Raw genomic sequence first — 20,300 nt, forward strand, 5'->3', positions numbered from 1 at the left:
AAATGATAGTTTAAAATCTTTTAAGAGTAATAAAAATATTAATGTGACGCTACATTTGCGATCGTAAAATATCGTGCTGGTTGTGAAATTCTCGGTAAGATTATTTACTTTTTTTATGTAATATGATGAAAAGAGAAAACATATTGTTTTCTCTTTTTTTATTTCTATTTTAAATTCCTTAGTTCAAATAAAAAATCTATTCTGGCAGCTTTTGGGGCTGTTTTTTTAAGAGATCTGCTTATCAGTTTCTCAAAATAAAACCATATTTTAAAATATTATACTAAAAATAGTGTTAATATTTAAATGGCTGTATTTGTATGTAATTGATAGAGTTAATATTTTATTTGCTATTTGTAATTATTTGAAATTCAATTTTTTAAGCTATAGCGGTCTGTTTTTGAAAGTAGGAGAATTTCTATGCTTCCATTTTCTTTTTACACAGTACCTTCTAAAAAAAGAAAACTAAATTTAAAGTTGCTTTTGTTTTATCAGTTAGATGTTTTTTGTATACTTTTGATTTAAATCACTGAAAGACAGGTGTTTGTTCTTGATTGTTTTTGTTTGAACCTACTTCAGATTTATTCTTCTAAAAACCTTTTCAAAAGTTATCATTTTTTTGTCCTGATTTTTTTATTTCTACATTATCTCTTAGCTAAAAATCTAGGAATGAATGAGCATAGAGTATTAGTTTAAAATTAAGTTTTATTCTAAAATACTTATTTGTTCTAGAAAATTATTATCCATTTTGCTTTCAACGTTGTTGTAATAATAAGTTCGACAGTTTTGACTCAGATTTCAAGACTAAAATTTTCACATTTGCGGCTGCCGCCAATGCACATATATTGAAAACGATATGTTAAAAATATGTCCTAAAATGCTACATTAAAATCTTTTACGGGTAATATTAAAGATGAAATAACTGGAGTTTTGTACCGAATATTTATTGATAATCAGGTTGTTGAGAAACAAAGATTAAAAGTAAGTAAAGTACCAACCCATGCAAGTTATCAAATATAATGAGCTGGGATTGTTAGATTTTTTTAATAAAAAAACAATTTATGAAAACAAAAGTTACACTAATTTTATTGTTATTGTTGTTTGCAATGGGAGGCAGTACATTTGCTCAGGTGCAGATTAATGCCCCATCATCTTATCAACCTGCTGCTTTGGCACAAGGAGGTGCTCCGGGCTCTTATAAGGTAGATGTTGTAAACAATACCGCAACAGCACTAAGCGGCGCAACATTTTCTTTGATGCTGCCCGCTGGAATGGAGTATATTGCAGGCACTATTACCGGGGCTGTCCAGTTAAATATTTCCAATTTGCAAAGTCCTACTTTTACTTTAAATAGTATTCCTGTAGGTAATACATTGCCAATAACTTTTAATGCTCGTATTAATTGCGGGTATTCGAGTCCTGTAATCAATTACAGTGTACTCCAAGGGGCAACTTCATTGGCGACAGGTTCAAGTGCGGTTGCGGCAAATACGCCTGCACCGGCTTTTGTGCTTACAGCAGTACCAGCTCCACAGGTGCTTTCGACATCTATAAAAGCAAATGCATTTCGTACTATTAAATTTAAAAATAGTGGTAACATTGCAGTAAGTACGGTATATATAGAAAGTAGTGTTACGACTGTTTCTCAGTACCCATCTTATAAAATAATGAGTGCCAATCATGGTACAGTTTCACCAGTAACAAATGGTTATCGTGTAACTTTAACAGGAGCAGAGCTTCAATCTGCAGTTACCACTACAGTGGGCGCCGCAAATACAAATTTCGATCCGGGTGAAGAAATTACGGTTGTGCTTACGGAACAAATGATTAGTTGTGCTACAGGAACAACTATTGCCTTAAACATGAAGGCAGGTTCAGGAGATTCTAAGGGAAGTTTTTGTTTTTCTGATGGATCTACAGCTGCAATATCATCTACTGTCGGCAGTCCAAGTATTTCTCTAAGCCGTTTAGCCGGATCTTCAACTTATCCAACATACTGTACAAATGGTAAAACATCTTTTGTTATTGCCAGTGTTGGTACAACAGGTCAAGAATCAGCACTTCATAATATAAAATTACCTTGGAGTTTAAATCAAGGCAGTTCTGGGAATGTAGCTGCATTACCACAAGATGGTACAATCCTAAAAAAAGTAAGTATAGGCGGGGTTGATGTCACATCTTTAGTTTTAAAAGATAATGGTACCGGCGCCAGTGCCTTAATAGCAGGGGCACAAAATGTAAAAGTGATAGATTTGTCAGCCTTAACCAGTGCAGTTGGCGGTGCTGGATTAACTGATTTAGATGGCGATGGGCATTTCGACGATTTAATGCCTGGAAAAAATCTGCAAATTGATTTTGAATACGGTTTTGATGTTAGTAAATTTCAATCTTGCATGTTGCAAAGTGCATTGTATCCTGCTAATCAGTATTTTAATTTAGGGACTTCTTATAAAGACCAGTGCGGTACTTTAACTAATAAATTTGATTATGCATATGGCGATATAGCTGTTGTAACGCAACCAGGATTTCTTATTGCGAGTCAAAGTCAAGATGTTAATTCTGCATCTATAGATAAGGGACTTCTTAATTTGGGAGACAAAGCAAATATTAACGTAACAATCCAAATCGGTTTAAGAGGAGCGTATGATGCAACTAGTATACCCGTTACTAAGGTTTTGACGGTTGTATTACCTGATGGTTTAGATTTTGATGCAACAGGTGTATTAAGAAATAATGCAAATGTAATTCCTGCTTCAATGTTTACCTATACTGGTAAAACACTTACCATTACACTTTCAAGTACTACATATCCATCTGTACGATCAAATGATGGTCTGGTAATTCCAGTTATTGTAACAGGAACCGTGGCAGTTAATAAAACAATAACATATAAAGGTACTTATTCGCAGAATAACTGCCCTGGTATATCTCGAGATTTTGGCTGTGGCAATGCATTGCTGAATTATGGTTTTGTTGGTAACTGTCCGGTTATCAATACTACTAACTTTAATGTGGCGCGTACAACTTATGGCTTTATACCAGCAGACGGCGGTACGAACATTTTTTATCGTCCAATAGGTTTTGTAAATGAAAACACAGCAGGGATAAACTTGCAGGCAGCTGTAAATAAGGATAAAGTTCGATTTAGTTTAGCGAGCGTAGTAAACAGTACTGTTTTTAGTCAGTTATGGGCAAGGGTGAAATATACTCCAGTTGGTGTAACGGCTAATTTGAGTCAGTTCGATCCTTTATCTGCAACAGGAAGTACTGTAATTGGATCACTACAGATAAAAAAAGCAAGTGACGGATCTGTGCTGTCAACTAATATTACAGTAAACGATTTGTTGTTTAGTTATGATACAGCTAATAGTATGCAGTTAATGCAGTTAAATGTAGGAACTAAAATAGGATCTGGATTAGCAATTAATTATAATCCTGCAGTAGGTGATCAAATTTTAGTAACTTGGGAAGTTAGGGCTAGTCGTAATAATTTACCTGCAGCATACTCACAAATTTCCAATTTAAAAGGAGACTTCTATACTAAAGATTCGGGAGGTATAGAATCAAGTTGCGATCCTTTACCTGCCTCTTTTTACTTGCAAGGCCTTACTAGAGGGCAGAATAATTATTATAGTGTAACTAATGTGGTGGGGGATAAATCCTTGAATGTAGCCATGGGATTAACCAACGGACACATTTCTGTGAATACCAACACGGATAAATTTCCGAATGAAACAAGAATGTACTTCAATTATCGCTCTGCTGTGGCGACAATGCCGGGAACTTGGGTGAGAGACACTAGTGTTGCACCCTATTATATTAGTACAGGATCAACAATTTACAATCTTGATCCATCGCTATTTACCATAAGCTATGTAGGAAATAATACAGTAATTACCTTTACTAATCCGCCATTTGGTGTTAATGGGCTGCCTGATCCTGCAAGTAATTTATTGGCAAATGATTACGTAGGAAGTGATGGTGTGGAACAGTTAAGAATTATAATGAAACCCATTTGTGTTCCATTAGGAGCTGTGGGGATAAAGACGGAAATTGCTGCTGATTATTTTACTTTAGGAGAAGATTTGAGTATTGTAGAAAATATATCAAGTACCGCTACATCAACAGGTATTACTTACATTGGCTATAAGGCAGATTCTACACCTACATTGCAAAACGTAGACGGGATTGGCAGTACAGTTACTTGGCAGGTAAAAGTGACTAATACTACAGATGTTGCTGCTATGGCGGCAGCTGGAGGAACTACAGCTTTACCGAATAACTGGATGAGTTTTGAGTCGGCTAATAACAATATTAAGGTAACCAAATTAGTAGATGTTAGTAATGGCACCGAGTATCCTGTAATTGATTATGGTACAGGTAAATATTGGGTAAAATTAGGTTCTATAGCAACTACTTCTACTTACAATGTAGTAGCTACTTATACTACTTGTACTAATGATAAATTGCATTATACCTATAGTTTTGGAGCATCAGGTTATCCTATTGATCCTGAGCAAGGTTATGGAGCTTCGGTTGCAACTTGTGCTACAAGTCAGAGTTCAGCAGACCTTAACTTATTTCCAAAAGATGTAAGTATTGGTATGCTGGTAACATCACCACCTAGTCCAGTACAGTTTTGTACTAATACCACAGTTGGAGAAAACCCAATTAATTATACTATGACGGTAACCAATACAGGTTCAGGAAACTCAGAAGGTCTTGTTATGCAGGCTCTTTTTCCTGAAGCTTATGGCGCAAAACCAGGTACTAGTAAATTAACTTATAATGGAACGACTAAAACAATCAGCGATCCAGTATTGAATACTGCGACAGGAATGTATGAATGGAGAATTTCGACAGACCCTAATGGTATTGTCTTTTTGCCAGGAGCTGCGAGCGGTGCTAACAGCATGGTGTTAGCCTATCAAGGAGAAACTTCATGCGGTTTTATTTCGGGATCTTCTGTAAAATACAATATGTCGTCAACCAGTGGCTGTGGTAAAGTAATAGAATACGGCGTTATTGGAAGCCCGATGGATTTAAGTATGAAACCGGCATCACTGAATACCTATTATTTAGCGCCAACTGTTGTCAACTTAAAAAATGATGGAAGTGGAGCAGTTTATAAAATAGAAGTTACAAATCAAGGATCTCTGCCATTAAACCCGGATGAGCTTATACATGTTACTTTGCCGGCTTCTATCGATTATGTGGCAAATTCAGTTGTTAGAATTACAGGAGCAGCAAATGTAACAGGACCTGTAAGTAATACAGTTGTAGGTACTAATCGTGTACTTGCTTTTCCTCTGCCTGTTGGGACAAACGGAGTAACTTTAGGTCAAAATGAAACATCAAGTTTCAGTATTGAATTTAAAATTATAAATCCGGCTGTTTTAGTGTGTGGTACTATTAAAGATGCAATTGCATTAGAGGCTATTTTTTCTGTACCTAGCGTCATGTGTAGTTCTTCTCCTTGTCCTGTCAGAATAATTACAGGAAATGCAATATCTGATGCTAATATTATTAAAACTACATTAGCAGTAAATCCAGTTACAGCGACTGCAAAATATGCTTCAGCAACCAATAATGATGTAACAGTAAAATATACTCTTGGAAATACAGGCACTATTGCCAATAGTACTCCAATTGTAATTGATTTCTTTACCGATTTAAATAAAGACGGTGCATATACAATAGGAGAACCTATTTTATATACACAAACAATTAATGCCGCGGCCGCAGGTATTGCCGCAGGCGGTGTAAGTTCAGAGCAGACAACAGCTGTGTTCAGCGCACCCGAAAGTGGAATCTGTAGTTTAACGGCTGCTATTCGAGTGGTTAATAATGCACAGGTTTGTTCAGGTTCAACCGCTTTGATTCCGGTAAGATTTGAATCAGTAAATACAGCAGTTTCAGTTTGTACAGGAACTAATTTAACAATTGGAAGTCCATCAAACGGGGCAGCTGTAACTTGGGCACCGATAGATTATTTAAGTGCAGCTAATATTTCAAATCCAGTATTTAATTATAACGGATCCGTTTTAACTGTTCCAGCAACATTCACTTATACAGCAACTGTTACACACCCAGGAGGTTGTGTGAGTACTTATGATACTGTTGTGACAGTAAATCCAGATCCGATAGTTCAAATTACAAATCCTGAAGCGATATGTTCAGGAGCATCGACTGACCTTACAGCAACAGCAGTTACAACAGGCAGCAGTGCAGGTTTAACGTATACTTATTTCGTTAATGCTTCTGGAACTGTAGCTTTAAACGGCGCAGATACGGTAACAGATGCGGGGACTTATTATATCAAGGGAACAAATAGCAATGGCTGTTATGTAATAAAACCTGTCGTGGTAAAGGTTAATCCATTACCAACAGCGGTAATTGCAGGAACAACTGCAGTGTGCAGAAATAGTTCTTCACCAGTAGTTATTTTTACAGGAGCAGATGGAACAGCCCCTTATACATTTACTTATAATGTGAATGGAGGCTCTAATATGACTGTTTCGACAGTCTCGGGCAACTCAGTAAATGTTCCAGTGCTTACAACAACAGCAGGAAACTTTATTTATAATTTAGTAAGTGTAAAAGACAGCAGTACATCAGCTTGCGTTCAAACGCAGACAGGCTCAGCGACCATTACGGTAAATCCATTACCTACAGCAACTATTGCAGCAAGTGCAGCCGCAGTGTGTCAGAATGCAGTAACACCAAATGTTACCTTTACAGGAGCAGGCGGTACAGCACCATACACATTTATTTATAAATTGAATGGCGGAACTGATCAGACAATAACGACAACAACTGGAAATGCAGTAACAGTTGCGCAGCCAACAGGAACAGCAGGAACTTATACTTATACATTGGTTAGTGTAAAAGATAATAGTTCTACTGCTTGTGTTCAAGTACAGACAGGAACGGCAGCTATTACAGTTAACCCACTGCCAACTGCAGCTATTGCAGCAAGTGCAGCCGCCGTGTGTCAGAATGCAGCAACTCCAAATGTTACCTTTACAGGAGCAGGAGGAACAGCACCATATACATTTACTTATAAATTGAATGGAGGAACTGATCAGACAGTAATGACAATAACTGGAAATGCAGTAACAGTTGCGCAGTCAACAGGAACAGCAGGAACCTTTACTTATACGTTGGTTAGTGTAAAAGATAATAGTTCTACTGCTTGTGTTCAAGCACAGACAGGAACGGCAGCTATTACAGTTAACCCACTGCCAACTGCAACTATCGCAGCAAGCGCAGCCGCCGTGTGTCAGAATGCAGCAACTCCAAATGTTACCTTTACAGGAGCAGGCGGTACAGCACCATATACATTTACTTATAAATTGAATGGAGGAACTGATCAGACAGTAACGACAATAACTGGAAATGCAGTAACTGTTGCGCAGCCAACAGGAGTAACAGGAACTTATACTTATACATTGGTTAGTGTAAAAGATAATAGTTCTACTGCTTGTGTTCAAACACAGACAGGAACGGCAGCTATTACAGTTAATCCATTACCGACAGCGACTATTGCAGCAAGTGCAGCCGCCGTGTGTCAGAATGCAGCAACACCAAATGTTACTTTCACAGGAGCAGGCGGTACAGCACCATACACATTTACTTATAAATTGAATGGAGGAACAGACCAGACAGTAACGACAACAACTGGAAGTGCTGTAACAGTTGCACAGCCAACAGGAACAGCAGGGACCTTTACTTATACATTGGTTAGTGTAAAAGATAATAGTTCTTCAGCTTGTATTCAGACGCAGACAGGAACTGCAGCTATTACAGTTAATCCGTTGCCAACTGCGACTATTGCAGCAAGTGCAGCCGCAGTGTGTCAGAATGCAGTAACACCAAATGTTACTTTTACAGGAGCAGGAGGAGCAGCACCTTATACCTTCACTTACAAATTGAATGGAGGAACAGACCTGACAGTAACGACAACAACTGGAAATGCAGTAACAGTAGCACAGCCAACAGGAGTAACAGGAACTTATACTTACACATTGGTTAGTGTAAAAGATAATAGTTCTACTGCTTGTGTTCAAGCACAGACAGGAACAGCTGCTATTACAGTTAACCCGTTGCCAACTGCGACTATTGCAGCAAGCACAGCCGCAGTGTGTCAGAATGCAGCAACACCAAATGTTACTTTCACAGGAGCAGGCGGTACAGCACCATACACATTTACTTATAAATTGAATGGAGGAACAGACCTGACAGTAACGACAATAACTGGAAATGCAGTAACAGTTGCACAGCCAACAGGAACAGCAGGAACTTTTACTTACACATTGGTTAGTGTAAAGGATAATAGTTCTTCAGCTTGCGTTCAGGTACAGTCAGGAACTGCAGCTATTACGGTAAATCCAATGGCAACAGCGACTATTGCTGCAAGCACAACCGCAATCTGTCAGAATGCAGCAACACCAATTGTTACCTTCACAGGAGCAGGAGGAACAGCACCATACACATTTACTTATAAATTGAATGGAGGAACTGATCAGACAGTAACGACAATAACTGGAAATGCAGTAACAGTTGCGCAGCCAACAGGAACAGCAGGGACTTTTACTTATACTTTGGTTAGTGTAAAAGATAATAGTTCTACTGCTTGTGTTCAAGCACAGACAGGAACAGCTGCTATTACAGTTAACCCACTGCCAACTGCAACTATTGCAGCAAGCGCAGCCGCAATCTGTCAGAATGCAGCAACACCAAATGTTACCTTTACAGGAGCAGGTGGTACGGCACCATATACCTTCACTTATAAATTGAATGGAGGAACAGACCTGACAGTAACTACAACAACTGGAAATACTGTAACAGTTGTACAGCCAACAGGAACAGCAGGGACCTTTACTTATACATTGGTTAGTGTAAAGGATAATAGTTCTTCAGCTTGCGTTCAGGCACAGACAGGAACTACAGCTATTATTGTAAATCCATTGTCTACAGCAACAATTACTGGAACAACAGCAGTTTGCAAAGGAGCATCTTCACCAAATGTTACTTTTACAGGAGCAGGAGGAACAGCTCCTTATACATTCACCTATAAATTGAATGGAGGTACTGACCAGACAGTAACGACAATAACTGGAAATGCAATAACAGTTGCACAGCCAACAGGAACAGCAGGAACTTTTACTTACACATTGGTTAGTGTAAAAGATAATAGTTCAACAGCTTGTGTTCAGGCACAAACAGGTACTGCCGCTATTACGGTAAATCCATTGCCGACGGCAACAATTACAGGAACAACATCAGTGTGCAAAGGAGTATCTTCACCAAATGTTACTTTTACAGGAGCAGGAGGAACAGCACCATACACATTCACTTATAAATTGAATGGAGGAACTGACCAGACAGTAACAACAATAACTGGAAATGCAGTAACAGTTGCACAGCCAACAGGAACAGCAGGAACTTTTACTTATACATTGGTTAGTGTAAAAGATAATAGTTCGACAGCTTGTGTTCAAGCACAGACAGGTACAACAGTAATTACTGTAAATGCTTTACTGGCTTTAAGTGGTACAGAATCAACTTTATGTGCATTAGATGGTTCAGGTTATGTATTGAACTTTACAGTAACAGGACAAGCTCCTTATACGGTAACAGGAACAGGAGCTCCTGGAATATGGACAGGAAACGATTGGACATCAAACCCAATTTTGGCAGGAACTAATTATAATGTAAGTGTTACAGATGCTTTTGCTTGTAATTCAGTGGTTGTGGCAGGTACAGCGCCAATCTGCTGTGTGTATGAAGTTACAAAACCAACATTCCCAGCTACAATCATAACTTGTTATGACCAAATGTCAACAGCAGTAAGTTTGACAAAAGCTGAATATGAAGGATTAGGTAATGGCGACGGACGTATTGGAAATATTCCTTGCGGAGTAATTGAAATTACAGCTTCAAACAGTCTAGATCCGTCATGTAATGGAAATGTAACCAGAACATATACTGTAACAGAATATGCAGATCCAAATAATAATAAAGTACGTGATATAAGTGAAAACACCATATTGAACACTACAGTAAGCACACAAAATTTCACTTTGCAAAGAGCAGATTTTGTGATGCCAGCAGATCAAGGAAGTACTGTAGCTTGTGTTTTCAATGTTATTGCACCTGCAGTTCCTGATGTGAAAGACAACTAGGGAAATGTTTTAACGGCTTCAGCTCCAGTTATTTCATCAATACCATCTTGTAATGGTGATGTAACTTATACCTATACGTTTACGGACTGTGCAGGACATATGCATAATTGGGTATATACCTATACCATTGATAATACAATTGCCCCTACAGGCACAGCTCCAGCTGATCTTAAGGTTCAATGTATAGCCGATATCCCGACAGCAAACATAAATGCAGTGAGCGGCATAAATGGTAATTGTAACAATAACGTCACAGTAACTGTTTTAGATACTAATAACGGAGGATCAGGATGTGTTTCTAGTCCATACATTGTAACAAGAACGTATACCTTAACAGACTGCGGCGGATTAAAAACCAATTTAGTTCAGACTATCACTGCTGTAGATACAACAAAACCTGTTTTTGTAGAGGCACTGCCTGCTAATGTAACGATTGAATGTTCAGCAGTAATTCCTGCGGCTGTAATACTTACAGCGACAGATAATTGCTCAGCAGCAACTGTAGTTTACAGTGAGGTTAAGGCGAACGGAAGCTGTTCAGGGAACTATCAGTTACAGAGAACATGGACAGCATCCGATGTATGTGGGAACCAGACTGTACATACACAGATTATAAATATTGTTGATACAACTGCACCAGTATTTGCAGAAACGCTTCCAGCTAAAACAATAAATGCAAGCTGTGATACCATTCCAGAGGCAGAAATATTGACTGCAACAGATGCTTGTGGAAATGCTTTTGTGACTTATACCGAAACAAAAACAGGAGGAGATTGCAGTGCGAGATATACCTTGACTAGAACATGGTCAGCAGCAGATGAATGTGGAAACGAAAATGTATTTACACAAACAATCAATGTTTCTTGTCTGCCAAATATCTTTAACGGAATCTCTCCAAATGGAGATGGTATAAACGATAAGTTAGTCATTGACGGTATTGATTGTTTTCCGAACAATACAGTACGAGTTTACAACCGATATGGTGCACAAGTTTACGAGAAAAAAGGTTACGACAACGTAACCAATCCATTTGAAGGATTCTCAGACGGACGCGCAACGGTTATAAGAGGTGATAAGCTTCCAACAGGAACTTATTTTTACACCTTAGAGTACGATGACAAAGGAAAACAAATACAAAGATCAGGTTATCTGTATATAAGTAATCAATAATTATATCAGAAGGAACCCAATAATTGAAGATGAAAACAGGACTGCATTCGCAGTCCTGTTTTGTTATATAAATTCTAGGCTTTAGGAGAATTTTGATGAAGACGACAACCTTACTTATATCAAAATATAGGGAGAAATCCGAATAGAGACATCGTTTTTTAAACCTGTATATTATAATTGATTTAATTCAAAATCTATTGAAACAGTTGACTGTCTGTATCCAAATTTAATAATTCTTTAGCGTTGTTAATTGTTTGTTATACAGGTGTTTGTGTTGTTTTTAATGAAGTGGGTAGAATTGTCTTAATCTGTTGTATTAAAAACTTTTACTAGTAAAATTAGTTACATAATAAGGAGAATTTTGCAACGTAATATTTACTATAAAAGAGCTATTAAATAATAATTAAAATTAATTTATGTAATGAAAAATATTTTTTACACAGTAATAATATTGTTAATAGGAGTCTGGGACGCCTCTGCTCAGCAGGAATCTCAATATACGCAATATATGTATAACACAATGACCTTTAATCCAGGATACACAGGATCAAGAGAAGTGTTAAGCGCGATGGCTTTATACAGAACACAATGGATAGGTCTTGATGGAGCTCCAAAAACAATGAATTTTTCTGTACAATCGCCTTTAGGAGCTCATAGTGGTTTGGGATTAAACGTAGTAAGTGATAAAATTGGACCAGCAACAACTACAGGTGCGACGCTAAATTATTCGTACACTATTTTAGGAAGTACAGATATAAAATATTCATTTGGTATGTCTGGAGGATTCAGCAATTTCGATGTCGATTATACGAAATTAAATACGCAAAATCCTGATCCTTATTTGTCAGGTCAAATATCTCAATTTTCTCCGAGTATTGGGGCAGGTTTTTATGTGCATTCGTATAATTGGTATGTAGGATTATCTGTTCCGCAGCTCTTAAAAACCTCTTTTTATGATGATGTTAAGGCAACTACTTATTCTGAAAAATCACATTTTTATTTAATGGGAGGTTATGTATTTGACCTTAATCCTTATTTAAAGTTTAAACCGGCTGCTTTAATAAAAGCAGTACCAGGTGTACCGGTTGCGGTCGATGTTTCTGCAAACTTTTTGTTCAGTGAAAAGTTCACTATTGGTGCAGCTTATCGTTGGAATACTGCAGTAAGTGCTTTGGCAGGTTTTCAAGTCACAAACGGTATTCAAGTAGGTTATGCATATGATTATGATACCAATAGTATTGGAAATTATAATTCTGGATCTCATGAAGTTTTCTTGAGATTTGATGTGCTAAGCAGATCAAAAGCGAGATTAGTTACTCCGAGATTTTTCTAATAACCATAATATATACTATAATGATTTATAAAAATTCAAATTTTGTTTTTGTTTTCCTGATAGCTTGTATACTAAGTATTGGCAAGATAAATGCTCAGGATAAAAACATTAAAAAAGCAAACGAAGCCTATGATAAGTTTGCCTTTATAAAAGCAATTAAATTGTATAAGAACCAAATTAGTAAAGGGAATAATTCGACAGAGTTATATCAAAAATTGGGAGACTCATACTATTATAATGGTAATTATACAGAAGCAGAGAAATGCTATTCTAAAGTAATGAATTCTTCAGATACGATTAATCCAGAGTATTATTTTAGATATGCACAAACACTGAATAATTCGCAGAAATATAATGAAGCTGCGGCGGTAATAAAAAATTATTACCAGCGTTCTGGACAAAAAGATCTTAGTGCAGATTGGAATGAAATAAAGCTTTTAGAAGATATTAAGAAACAATCTGGACGTTATACTTTTAAGCCAGTAGAGATTAACACTCAGTTTTCGGATTTTGGAGGTTCATTTTATGGTGCTGATAAAGTGGTTTACACTTCAGCAAAAGATACTGGCGCAGTTTTTAAGCGTAAGCACAGCTGGAATGAGAAATCATTTTTAAAGTTGTATCAGGCAGATATAACAACAGATGGCGGGTTGCAAAATTCAATTCCTTTAAAAGGAGATATAAATACAGAATATCACCAAAGCAGCCCAGCAATTACTAAGGATGGTAAAACAATGTTTTTTACTAGAAATAACTATATTGATGGAAAATTAGGCAAAGACAAAAAAGGAACTACATATTTGAAAATTTACACTGCCCAAAATATTAATGGAAAGTGGAAAAATATAAAAGAATTGGCGTTTCCAGTAAATAGCGATGGGTTTTCATCTGCACATCCAGCTATAAGCCCTGATGAAACTGAGCTTTTCTTTGTCTCGGATAGAAACAATGCTTTTGGTAATTCGGATATATACACAGTAAGTTTAAAAAAAGGTGGTTTTGTTGGAAATGATGTTACTAGATTGAGTGATGAAATTAACACTTTAGGCAGAGAAACATATCCGTTTATGGATGCATCGGGGATTTTATATTTTTCTTCTGACGGCCATCCCGGATTAGGAGGTTTGGATATATTTGCCGCAATGAAAGATGCTGCAGGTGTATATCATGTAGTGAATTTAGGCAACGAAGTGAACAGCAGTTCTGATGACTTTGCATATGCAGTTAATGGAAAAACTAAAATGGGATATTTCTCTTCTGACAGGAATGGAAATGATGATATTTTTAGTTTTACAGAAAACCGTCCAGTAGCTTTTGATTTTAACATAAGCCCTATTGTTTTTGGTACGTTGAAGTTTACTTCGGGCGGACCAATAGAAGGTGCTGCTGTTGAAATTTATAATTCAGAAGATGAATTAATAAAGACTGTTTACACTGATAAACAGGGAAAATATACTGTAGAGCTTGTACCTTTTATCGACTATAAAATAATTTATAAAAAAGCTGGAACAGCAGAAAAAATTCAGGCAGCATCTTCATTTAAGCCTTTAGAAAATAGAGAATATTCTTTTGATTTTGTAAATGAAATGGAAGTAATTGTTGATAATCACACCATAACAATGGAAGGCGGAGACAACTTGAACGATGTATTGAATTTAAAGCCAATTTATTTTGATTATAATGGTTATAAAATACGTGAATCTTCAAAAGAAGAACTTGATAAAATTGTTGAATTATTATTGATTCGACCAAGTATTTCATTGCAGGTGAATTCATATACAGACAGTAGAGGACGAGATGATTTTAATATGAAGCTGTCTGAAAATAGAGCAAAAGCTACAGTCGACTATATTGTAAAACACGGTATCCCAGCAAGTCGTGTTTCAGGTAAAGGATATGGAGAAACGAATATATTAAATAAATGCGACAATGGTGTGCCGTGTACAGAAGCGGAACATCAGTTAAATAGACGCTCAGACTTTATTATAAACGTAAAATAAAATATAAGAGTTGTAATATTAATGTTTTGTAGATTAAATGCCCCCAAAAGTAAGATACGTTTTGGGGGCATTTTTTATGGAATCATTTTTATCTATTTACTTGATTTTTTTTACAAAATCCTGACTGGGCTTTCGATTAAAGTACTTATAATATTGAGATGAAAAATAACTTAATTTGCTGTAATTGAATTCGTAAAGGATATCAGTAAGAGAAGTGTAATTTCCACTTTGTAATAGTTTTTGTGCATATTTCATTTTTTCATTTATAAAGAAATAATTTGGAGTTATATGCATACATTGTTTAAACAGCATCTTGTATTTAGACTCTGACATTCCAGCCATAGCCGCTAAAAAAGTTAGAGAAGGAAAAGGTCCAGATAAATTCTCCAGAAGAAACGTTTTTGTTTTATGAATTGCTTCATCATCTGTACGAGTTATTATGTTTACTTTATGTTCAGCATCATAGAATTTACTAAAAAAATTTCCCAGCAGTTTTAATGACACGCCTTTTAAAAAAGAATCAAAAGATAAGTTATCTATCGGTTTACTTTTTAACGACTTAAGTAATAATGTGCTGTTGCTGTCAATATGACCATAGTGATAAAAGTTAGAATTAGATTTTTCTTTTGTTTTGTTTTCATGTAACTTGATTGAATATTTTGCGATAAAATCGTTTAGCAGTTTTTTGTCAACAAGTATTCTTAATGCAAAAGTTCGTTCATGCAAATTAGGTTTAAATGAACTTGCAATTTGGTTATCAATAATTGCAAGGTCTAATTTATCAAAAGAACCAATTTCGTAGTCTTCATTGTTGATTTTGATGAGATTTACATGCTCACTTAAATCATAGTGAAAAATATATATATCATTTTCAGAAGGTTCTCTGCATATTTTTAGAGGAGTGTTTATAATTACATCCATAAAAACAATAGAAATACCTGGTGTTATTGGAGTAAAATACAAACATCCTTTACCAATCTTTTCGGGAAAAACAATTATTTTATTATCTATTACTGTAGTTTGAACCTCTGCCGCTAGTTTGTGAAGCCATTCTGGTGTTAAACTGTAAAAATGAAATATTTTCTTCATAGATAATTTTTTTGACAGTATTAAAATTAAACTTGCTTGCTGCTATATTATAATTCTTGTATGTATGCTTTTGGAGAAAGACCAAAATGCTCCTTAAATTTTGAAGCAAAATAGGAGTTATGAGTAAAATTTAGCTGGTCTGAAATTTGAGAAATTGTCAATTGCTGAGTTTCAAGAAGGTCTTTGGCAAATAGTAATTTGTTCTCCATAAAAAAAAAGCTTGGCGTTTGGCCAGTAATTTTGTTAAACAGCGCTTTAAATTTCGATTCAGACATATTAGCTTTTTGAGCTAGGAATTTAATACTTGGAAAATGTCCTTCAATATTTTGAATCAAATACATTTGTATAGAAATAATAGTGGCTAAATCCAATTGATTTACTCGTTGGATAATGATACGTTTGGTGACTAGTTTTCTAAAGTAATTTGCAATAAGCATGTGGACTGTACCAATAAGATGAAGATTAAAAATAGGTCCGCCTACTTCCTTTTTTCTTAAGTCAGCTAATAAGTTATAGCTCTCACTGCTCATTCTGTCAAATCGAATCATGGTGTTTTTTTCTGGATCAATAACCTCACTAATATTTGTTATCTCTAAATGATTTTTTATTACAAATTCTTTAATAGCGCTCTTTTTTATAAATATACATAGGGCATATGTTTTACTGCCTGCTGTTACATGATAATCAGATTCCAATGAGCCGTCTATTACAGTTAAGTTGTATTGCCATCTGGAGACATTGTACATAAAATTATGAATTGAAACAGTCGCATCACCTTCTGTAAGGTTATAGTAAAATGCGACAAAATCGTCATTTAAGTTTTTTTGTAAAAGATGAAGGCTTTTTTTGTATTCGACATCAAGATAATAAGCAATGATTCCTTCTCCGCAATCGAGAAAATATCGGGTGCCAATTTGAATATCTTCAGGTACAATTATAAAATTACCCTCTATTTTTCCTCCAAATTGTTTTGCTAGATCTATTGTCCAGTTTAGATCCGCATCATAGTAATGTTCTATTTTTTTCACTTGAAGAATGGTTTGTTTAGCTAAAGTTAGTTTTTTATTTATTAATTGATTGATTTTCAGATTGTTTTTGATTGAGGGTAAGCACTAATACAAGTATAGTGGTAAAAACTACTTGCATTAATTTGTAATATAAATCCTATTTTGATATTTGTTTGTCTTATAGTAGACAAAAGGTGTGCCTGATATTCTTATTTTTGTTTAGTAGTTGGGAGTCAATTAATTAATTTTTTCTAAAAAAAGGAAGCGCATTTTTCGCATTGGAAAAATTCCTAACAATGGGAATTATTACTCGTTCTAGTTAATTAGTTTTTGATTTAAAGTTTTTCTATCAATCTGCAGGATTTTTGCAGCTTTTGTTTTATTGTTGCCCACAGCATTTAGTATTTTTAAAATCTGCTCTTTTTCAAATTCTTTTAAAGACTTCAGCGATTCTATATTTTCAGAAAAATGATATTTTAAGTGTTCTGGTATGTTTTCGATAGATATTGTATCATCACTCATAATGATCATTCTCTGAATTATGTTTTCAAGCTCTCGGATATTACCAGGCCATTTATACCGAAGCAATATTTCGGAGGCTTTATTATCTATTACTACTTCAGGTTTGTTATATTCCATACAGTATTTTGTAATAAAATATTTGGCAAGAGGTAAGATATCCTCTTTTCTGTCTCTTAAAGGCGCTGTTTTTATACTTACAACATTAAGACGGTAATATAGGTCTTCCCTAAAAGTGCCTTTTGAAATCATTTGATACAAATCATTGTTTGTTGCCGCTATTATTCTAATATCAATTTTTTCAGAAATTGTTGCCCCTATTTTAGTAATCTCTTTTTCTTGTAAAACCTTTAAGAGCCTTGTTTGTATCAGCATCGGAGCATTGCCTATTTCATCCAAGAAAATGGTTCCCGTGTGTGCAGCTTGAAATAAACCAATCTTAGATTCGGCTGCACCAGTAAAGGCACCTTTAACATGGCCAAAAAGTTCTGATTCCATTAGGCTTTCAGGAATTCCGCCGCAATTGATTGTTATAAAAGGCATTTTGGCTCGGGAACCTTGATAATGAATTGCTCTTGCAATTAATTCTTTACTTGTGCCGCTTTCTCCTTCAATTAATACATTTGCAGTATTGTTTTTGACTCGATTTATAGTATCAATCAATTTTTTAAATTGCTTAGAATAGCCAATTATTCCGGCATAATTATTTTCTTCAGATAATGGAAGTTTAGATTCAGAGGATAATATTTGATTGTTTTTTGTTTTTAATAACGAGTTCTCTACAGCCATATAAAATTCCTCAGCAGTAAAAGGCTTTGCTAGATAATCTATCGCACCAGATTTGAAAGCATTTATGGCATTAGCAATTGATGGCATTCCAGTTATAGCAAGATTTGAAAGCATTGGAAAATGTTCAGCAGTATATTTTAATAAATCTATACCGCTAAGTTCAGGCATGTACAAATCTGTAATCAACAAATCAATAGAATTGTGTTTTAGAACTTCGACTGCTTCTACAACAGATGATGCTTTATAAGTGAGATAATTTCGTTTTATTAAATAGCGTTGAATCAATTCGAGCATTTCATAGCTGTCGTCTACAATAAGTATTTTTTCTTTTCGTAAAGCCATATCTTTATTGAATTAAAGGTAGTTTTATTGTGAAAATAGTTCCTTGCGGAAAATTATCTTTGATGGTTATTTCTCCATTATGTATTTTGACTATTCTTGATACCATTGTTAGGCCTATGCCGCAGCCTTCGTTTGCAGCTTTTGTAGTAAAAAAGGGTTCAAATAGTATTGGTTTAATGTTTTCCGGTATACCTGGTCCCTGATCTTCAATGGAGATAAATAAGTGTTGAAGATCATTTTCAATTGTAGTTTTTAGGATACTTTTCGCTGGAGAAGCATCTAAAGCATTTATAAGGATATTTAGTAAAGCTTGAGTTATTTGCGTAGAATCTAAGCTTACATGATCAATAGTGTTTTTAAATATTAACTCGTTTTTAATGTTTTTTCTTTGAAAATTTTGTTTTAAAAGAGATACAGCAAAACTGATAATTGGTTTAATTTCTTGTTTTTCAAAGTTATAAGGAGTGTTGCTAGTGAATGATAAAATTTTGCTTATAATTTTTCGACTGTAAATTGCTGAATTTATTATTGTTGAAATATCTGCATCAATTTTTGAGTCGGTACTATTAAATTTAATTAATTCAGCATATCCTAAAATATTAGCTAAAGGACTATTGAGTTCATGTGCAATACCAGCGGTCATTTCGCTCAATATTGATAGGCGATCCATTCGTTCAATGGTTCTTATCAATTGATTGCTTTCTTCTAAAAGTTGAAATTTTTCTAAATAGTTTCCAATTTCAAACGCAATTGCATTAAGAAGTTTTTGTTCTTCCTTTAGAAAATCAGTGTTGGTGTGCTTGTTTTTAGGATAATGTGCTTTTATAAAACCTGAATTTACTCCTAAAATAAGTATATCACAGGTTTGAAAAATACTATGCTTGGGTAGTTTTGATGTATTTAAAGTAAAATTTTGAACTTGAAGTTCGATGATTATATCTTCATTGTAGAAGTATGCTTTTTTTGTGCTTAACACTATTTTTTGAAGAATCTTTTTTTCTGCGCAATCTGCTTGTGCAATTGTCTCTGAAATTTCAAGAAGACATGTGAGTTCTTTAACTCGTTCCTTAAGCTTTTTTTCAGTTGACTCCAGTTTCATTTTTGTAAGAAATAAAATTTTTATAGTTCTAGATTTCGGCAAAAGTAATTGTTTTTTTGAGGTAGAGATATTAAATGTGGTATTTGTTTAACTATTTGATGTTAAAATAAATATGGTTTTGTTTTGTGACTTATTTTGATATTTTTTTAACTTATACAGGCTGTTTTGTAATTTGTTTTAAGCGATTAAATTGGTTGTTTTTATTTTAGTATTTCTTACAACTATTTTTTAGTCAATTAAAGTCTTATTTTGATAATAATATGTCTTAGAGTGGTCAGTGCTACCTTGAAGGTTGTTGTAATTTTGCTCCTTTGAAAACAAATCCAGCCTGCAAATTTTATTTCTATGAGTATGAGAACTTCTGATTTTTCATTACAATTTGAATTAAACGTTTCTGAAATACAAAAATTGAATGAAATGTATTTTAAAAATATTTATAGAAATTGGATTTTGTTGTTTTTAGGGATTGTATTGTTTTTTTTTATTTTCCTTGATCTAAGTTTACAATATGATCTTGTAGAATGGATAATAAGAAGCTTGGTTTTGATTATAATTTTTTTATTGATTCAATACTCTTTTGTTAATTCAATTTGTGAACTCATTTTTCAATTGGCAAAAAAGTTAAAATCTGAAAAAGTCAAAAATAAATATAGAGTAAGCTTTACAGATTGTGTTATACACATTTATTCGCCGTTTGGCAATTTTACTCATAAATGGAGTAAAATTGAAAAAGTCATATTAACGAAGAAGTTTTTGTTTCTCTATTTT

8 protein-coding genes and 1 pseudogene are annotated in these 20,300 nt (G+C 34.8%); 5 read left to right on the plus strand and 4 right to left on the minus strand.

The window, feature by feature from the left end; all coding sequences use genetic code 11:
- Positions 1–1,058 precede the first annotated feature (1,058 nt).
- The 5 genes and pseudogenes from B0A81_RS13830 (at position 1,059) to B0A81_RS13845 (ending at position 14,687) form a co-directional block, all read left to right on the plus strand.
- Entirely contained in the window at positions 1,059–10,184 is a 9,126-nt protein-coding gene (locus B0A81_RS13830; RefSeq protein WP_089058583.1) for a beta strand repeat-containing protein, read from the plus strand.
- A gap of 12 nt (positions 10,185–10,196) precedes the next feature.
- Positions 10,197–10,301: pseudogene (locus tag B0A81_RS22015) on the plus strand (HYR-like domain-containing protein); the annotation flags it as partial.
- A complete protein-coding gene (locus B0A81_RS13835) occupies positions 10,284–11,354 on the plus strand; it encodes a gliding motility-associated C-terminal domain-containing protein (RefSeq protein WP_089058584.1) in 1,071 nt (356 codons plus the stop codon). The pseudogene B0A81_RS22015 and the gene B0A81_RS13835, both read left to right, overlap by 18 nt.
- Positions 11,355–11,775: 421 nt before the next feature.
- The gene (locus B0A81_RS13840) at positions 11,776–12,687 is read left to right on the plus strand and encodes a PorP/SprF family type IX secretion system membrane protein (RefSeq protein ID WP_089058585.1); all 912 of its coding nucleotides are present in this window, start codon (positions 11,776–11,778) and stop codon (positions 12,685–12,687) included.
- Positions 12,688–12,707: 20 nt separating this feature from the next.
- The gene (locus B0A81_RS13845; RefSeq protein WP_089058586.1) at positions 12,708–14,687 is read left to right on the plus strand and encodes an OmpA family protein; all 1,980 of its coding nucleotides are present in this window, start codon (positions 12,708–12,710) and stop codon (positions 14,685–14,687) included.
- A gap of 96 nt (positions 14,688–14,783) precedes the next feature.
- Here B0A81_RS13845 and B0A81_RS13850 read toward each other — a convergent pair whose 3' ends face one another.
- The 4 genes from B0A81_RS13850 to B0A81_RS13865 all read right to left on the minus strand — a co-directional run bounded on the left by B0A81_RS13850 (position 14,784) and on the right by B0A81_RS13865 (position 19,532).
- Complete coding sequence (locus B0A81_RS13850) at positions 14,784–15,776, minus strand: helix-turn-helix domain-containing protein (RefSeq protein WP_089058587.1); 993 nt, start codon at positions 15,774–15,776, stop codon at positions 14,784–14,786.
- Positions 15,777–15,823: 47 nt separating this feature from the next.
- Positions 15,824–16,804 (minus strand): helix-turn-helix domain-containing protein, encoded by a 981-nt coding sequence (locus tag B0A81_RS13855; RefSeq protein ID WP_089058588.1) that lies wholly within the window; start codon positions 16,802–16,804, stop codon positions 15,824–15,826.
- A 294-nt stretch (positions 16,805–17,098) separates the two neighbouring features.
- On the minus strand, positions 17,099–18,433 hold the full coding sequence (locus B0A81_RS13860) for a sigma-54-dependent transcriptional regulator (protein ID WP_089058589.1): 1,335 nt from the start codon (positions 18,431–18,433) through the stop codon (positions 17,099–17,101).
- 4 nt (positions 18,434–18,437) lie between these two features.
- Positions 18,438–19,532 (minus strand): sensor histidine kinase, encoded by a 1,095-nt coding sequence (locus B0A81_RS13865; protein WP_089058590.1) that lies wholly within the window; start codon positions 19,530–19,532, stop codon positions 18,438–18,440.
- Positions 19,533–20,300 lie beyond the last annotated feature (768 nt).

This window comes from Flavobacterium plurextorum (genome assembly GCF_002217395.1).
Lineage (GTDB): Bacteria > Bacteroidota > Bacteroidia > Flavobacteriales > Flavobacteriaceae > Flavobacterium > Flavobacterium plurextorum.

Coding starts and splice junctions, on each gene's coding strand:
- B0A81_RS13830 (WP_089058583.1), top strand. CDS start 1,059: ATGAAAACAAAAGTTACACTAATTTTATTGTTATTGTTGTTTGCAATG.
- B0A81_RS13835 (WP_089058584.1), top strand. CDS start 10,284: ATGCATAATTGGGTATATACCTATACCATTGATAATACAATTGCCCCT.
- B0A81_RS13840 (WP_089058585.1), top strand. CDS start 11,776: ATGAAAAATATTTTTTACACAGTAATAATATTGTTAATAGGAGTCTGG.
- B0A81_RS13845 (WP_089058586.1), top strand. CDS start 12,708: ATGATTTATAAAAATTCAAATTTTGTTTTTGTTTTCCTGATAGCTTGT.
- B0A81_RS13850 (WP_089058587.1), bottom strand. CDS start 15,776: ATGAAGAAAATATTTCATTTTTACAGTTTAACACCAGAATGGCTTCAC.
- B0A81_RS13860 (WP_089058589.1), bottom strand. CDS start 18,433: ATGGCTTTACGAAAAGAAAAAATACTTATTGTAGACGACAGCTATGAA.
- B0A81_RS13865 (WP_089058590.1), bottom strand. CDS start 19,532: ATGAAACTGGAGTCAACTGAAAAAAAGCTTAAGGAACGAGTTAAAGAA.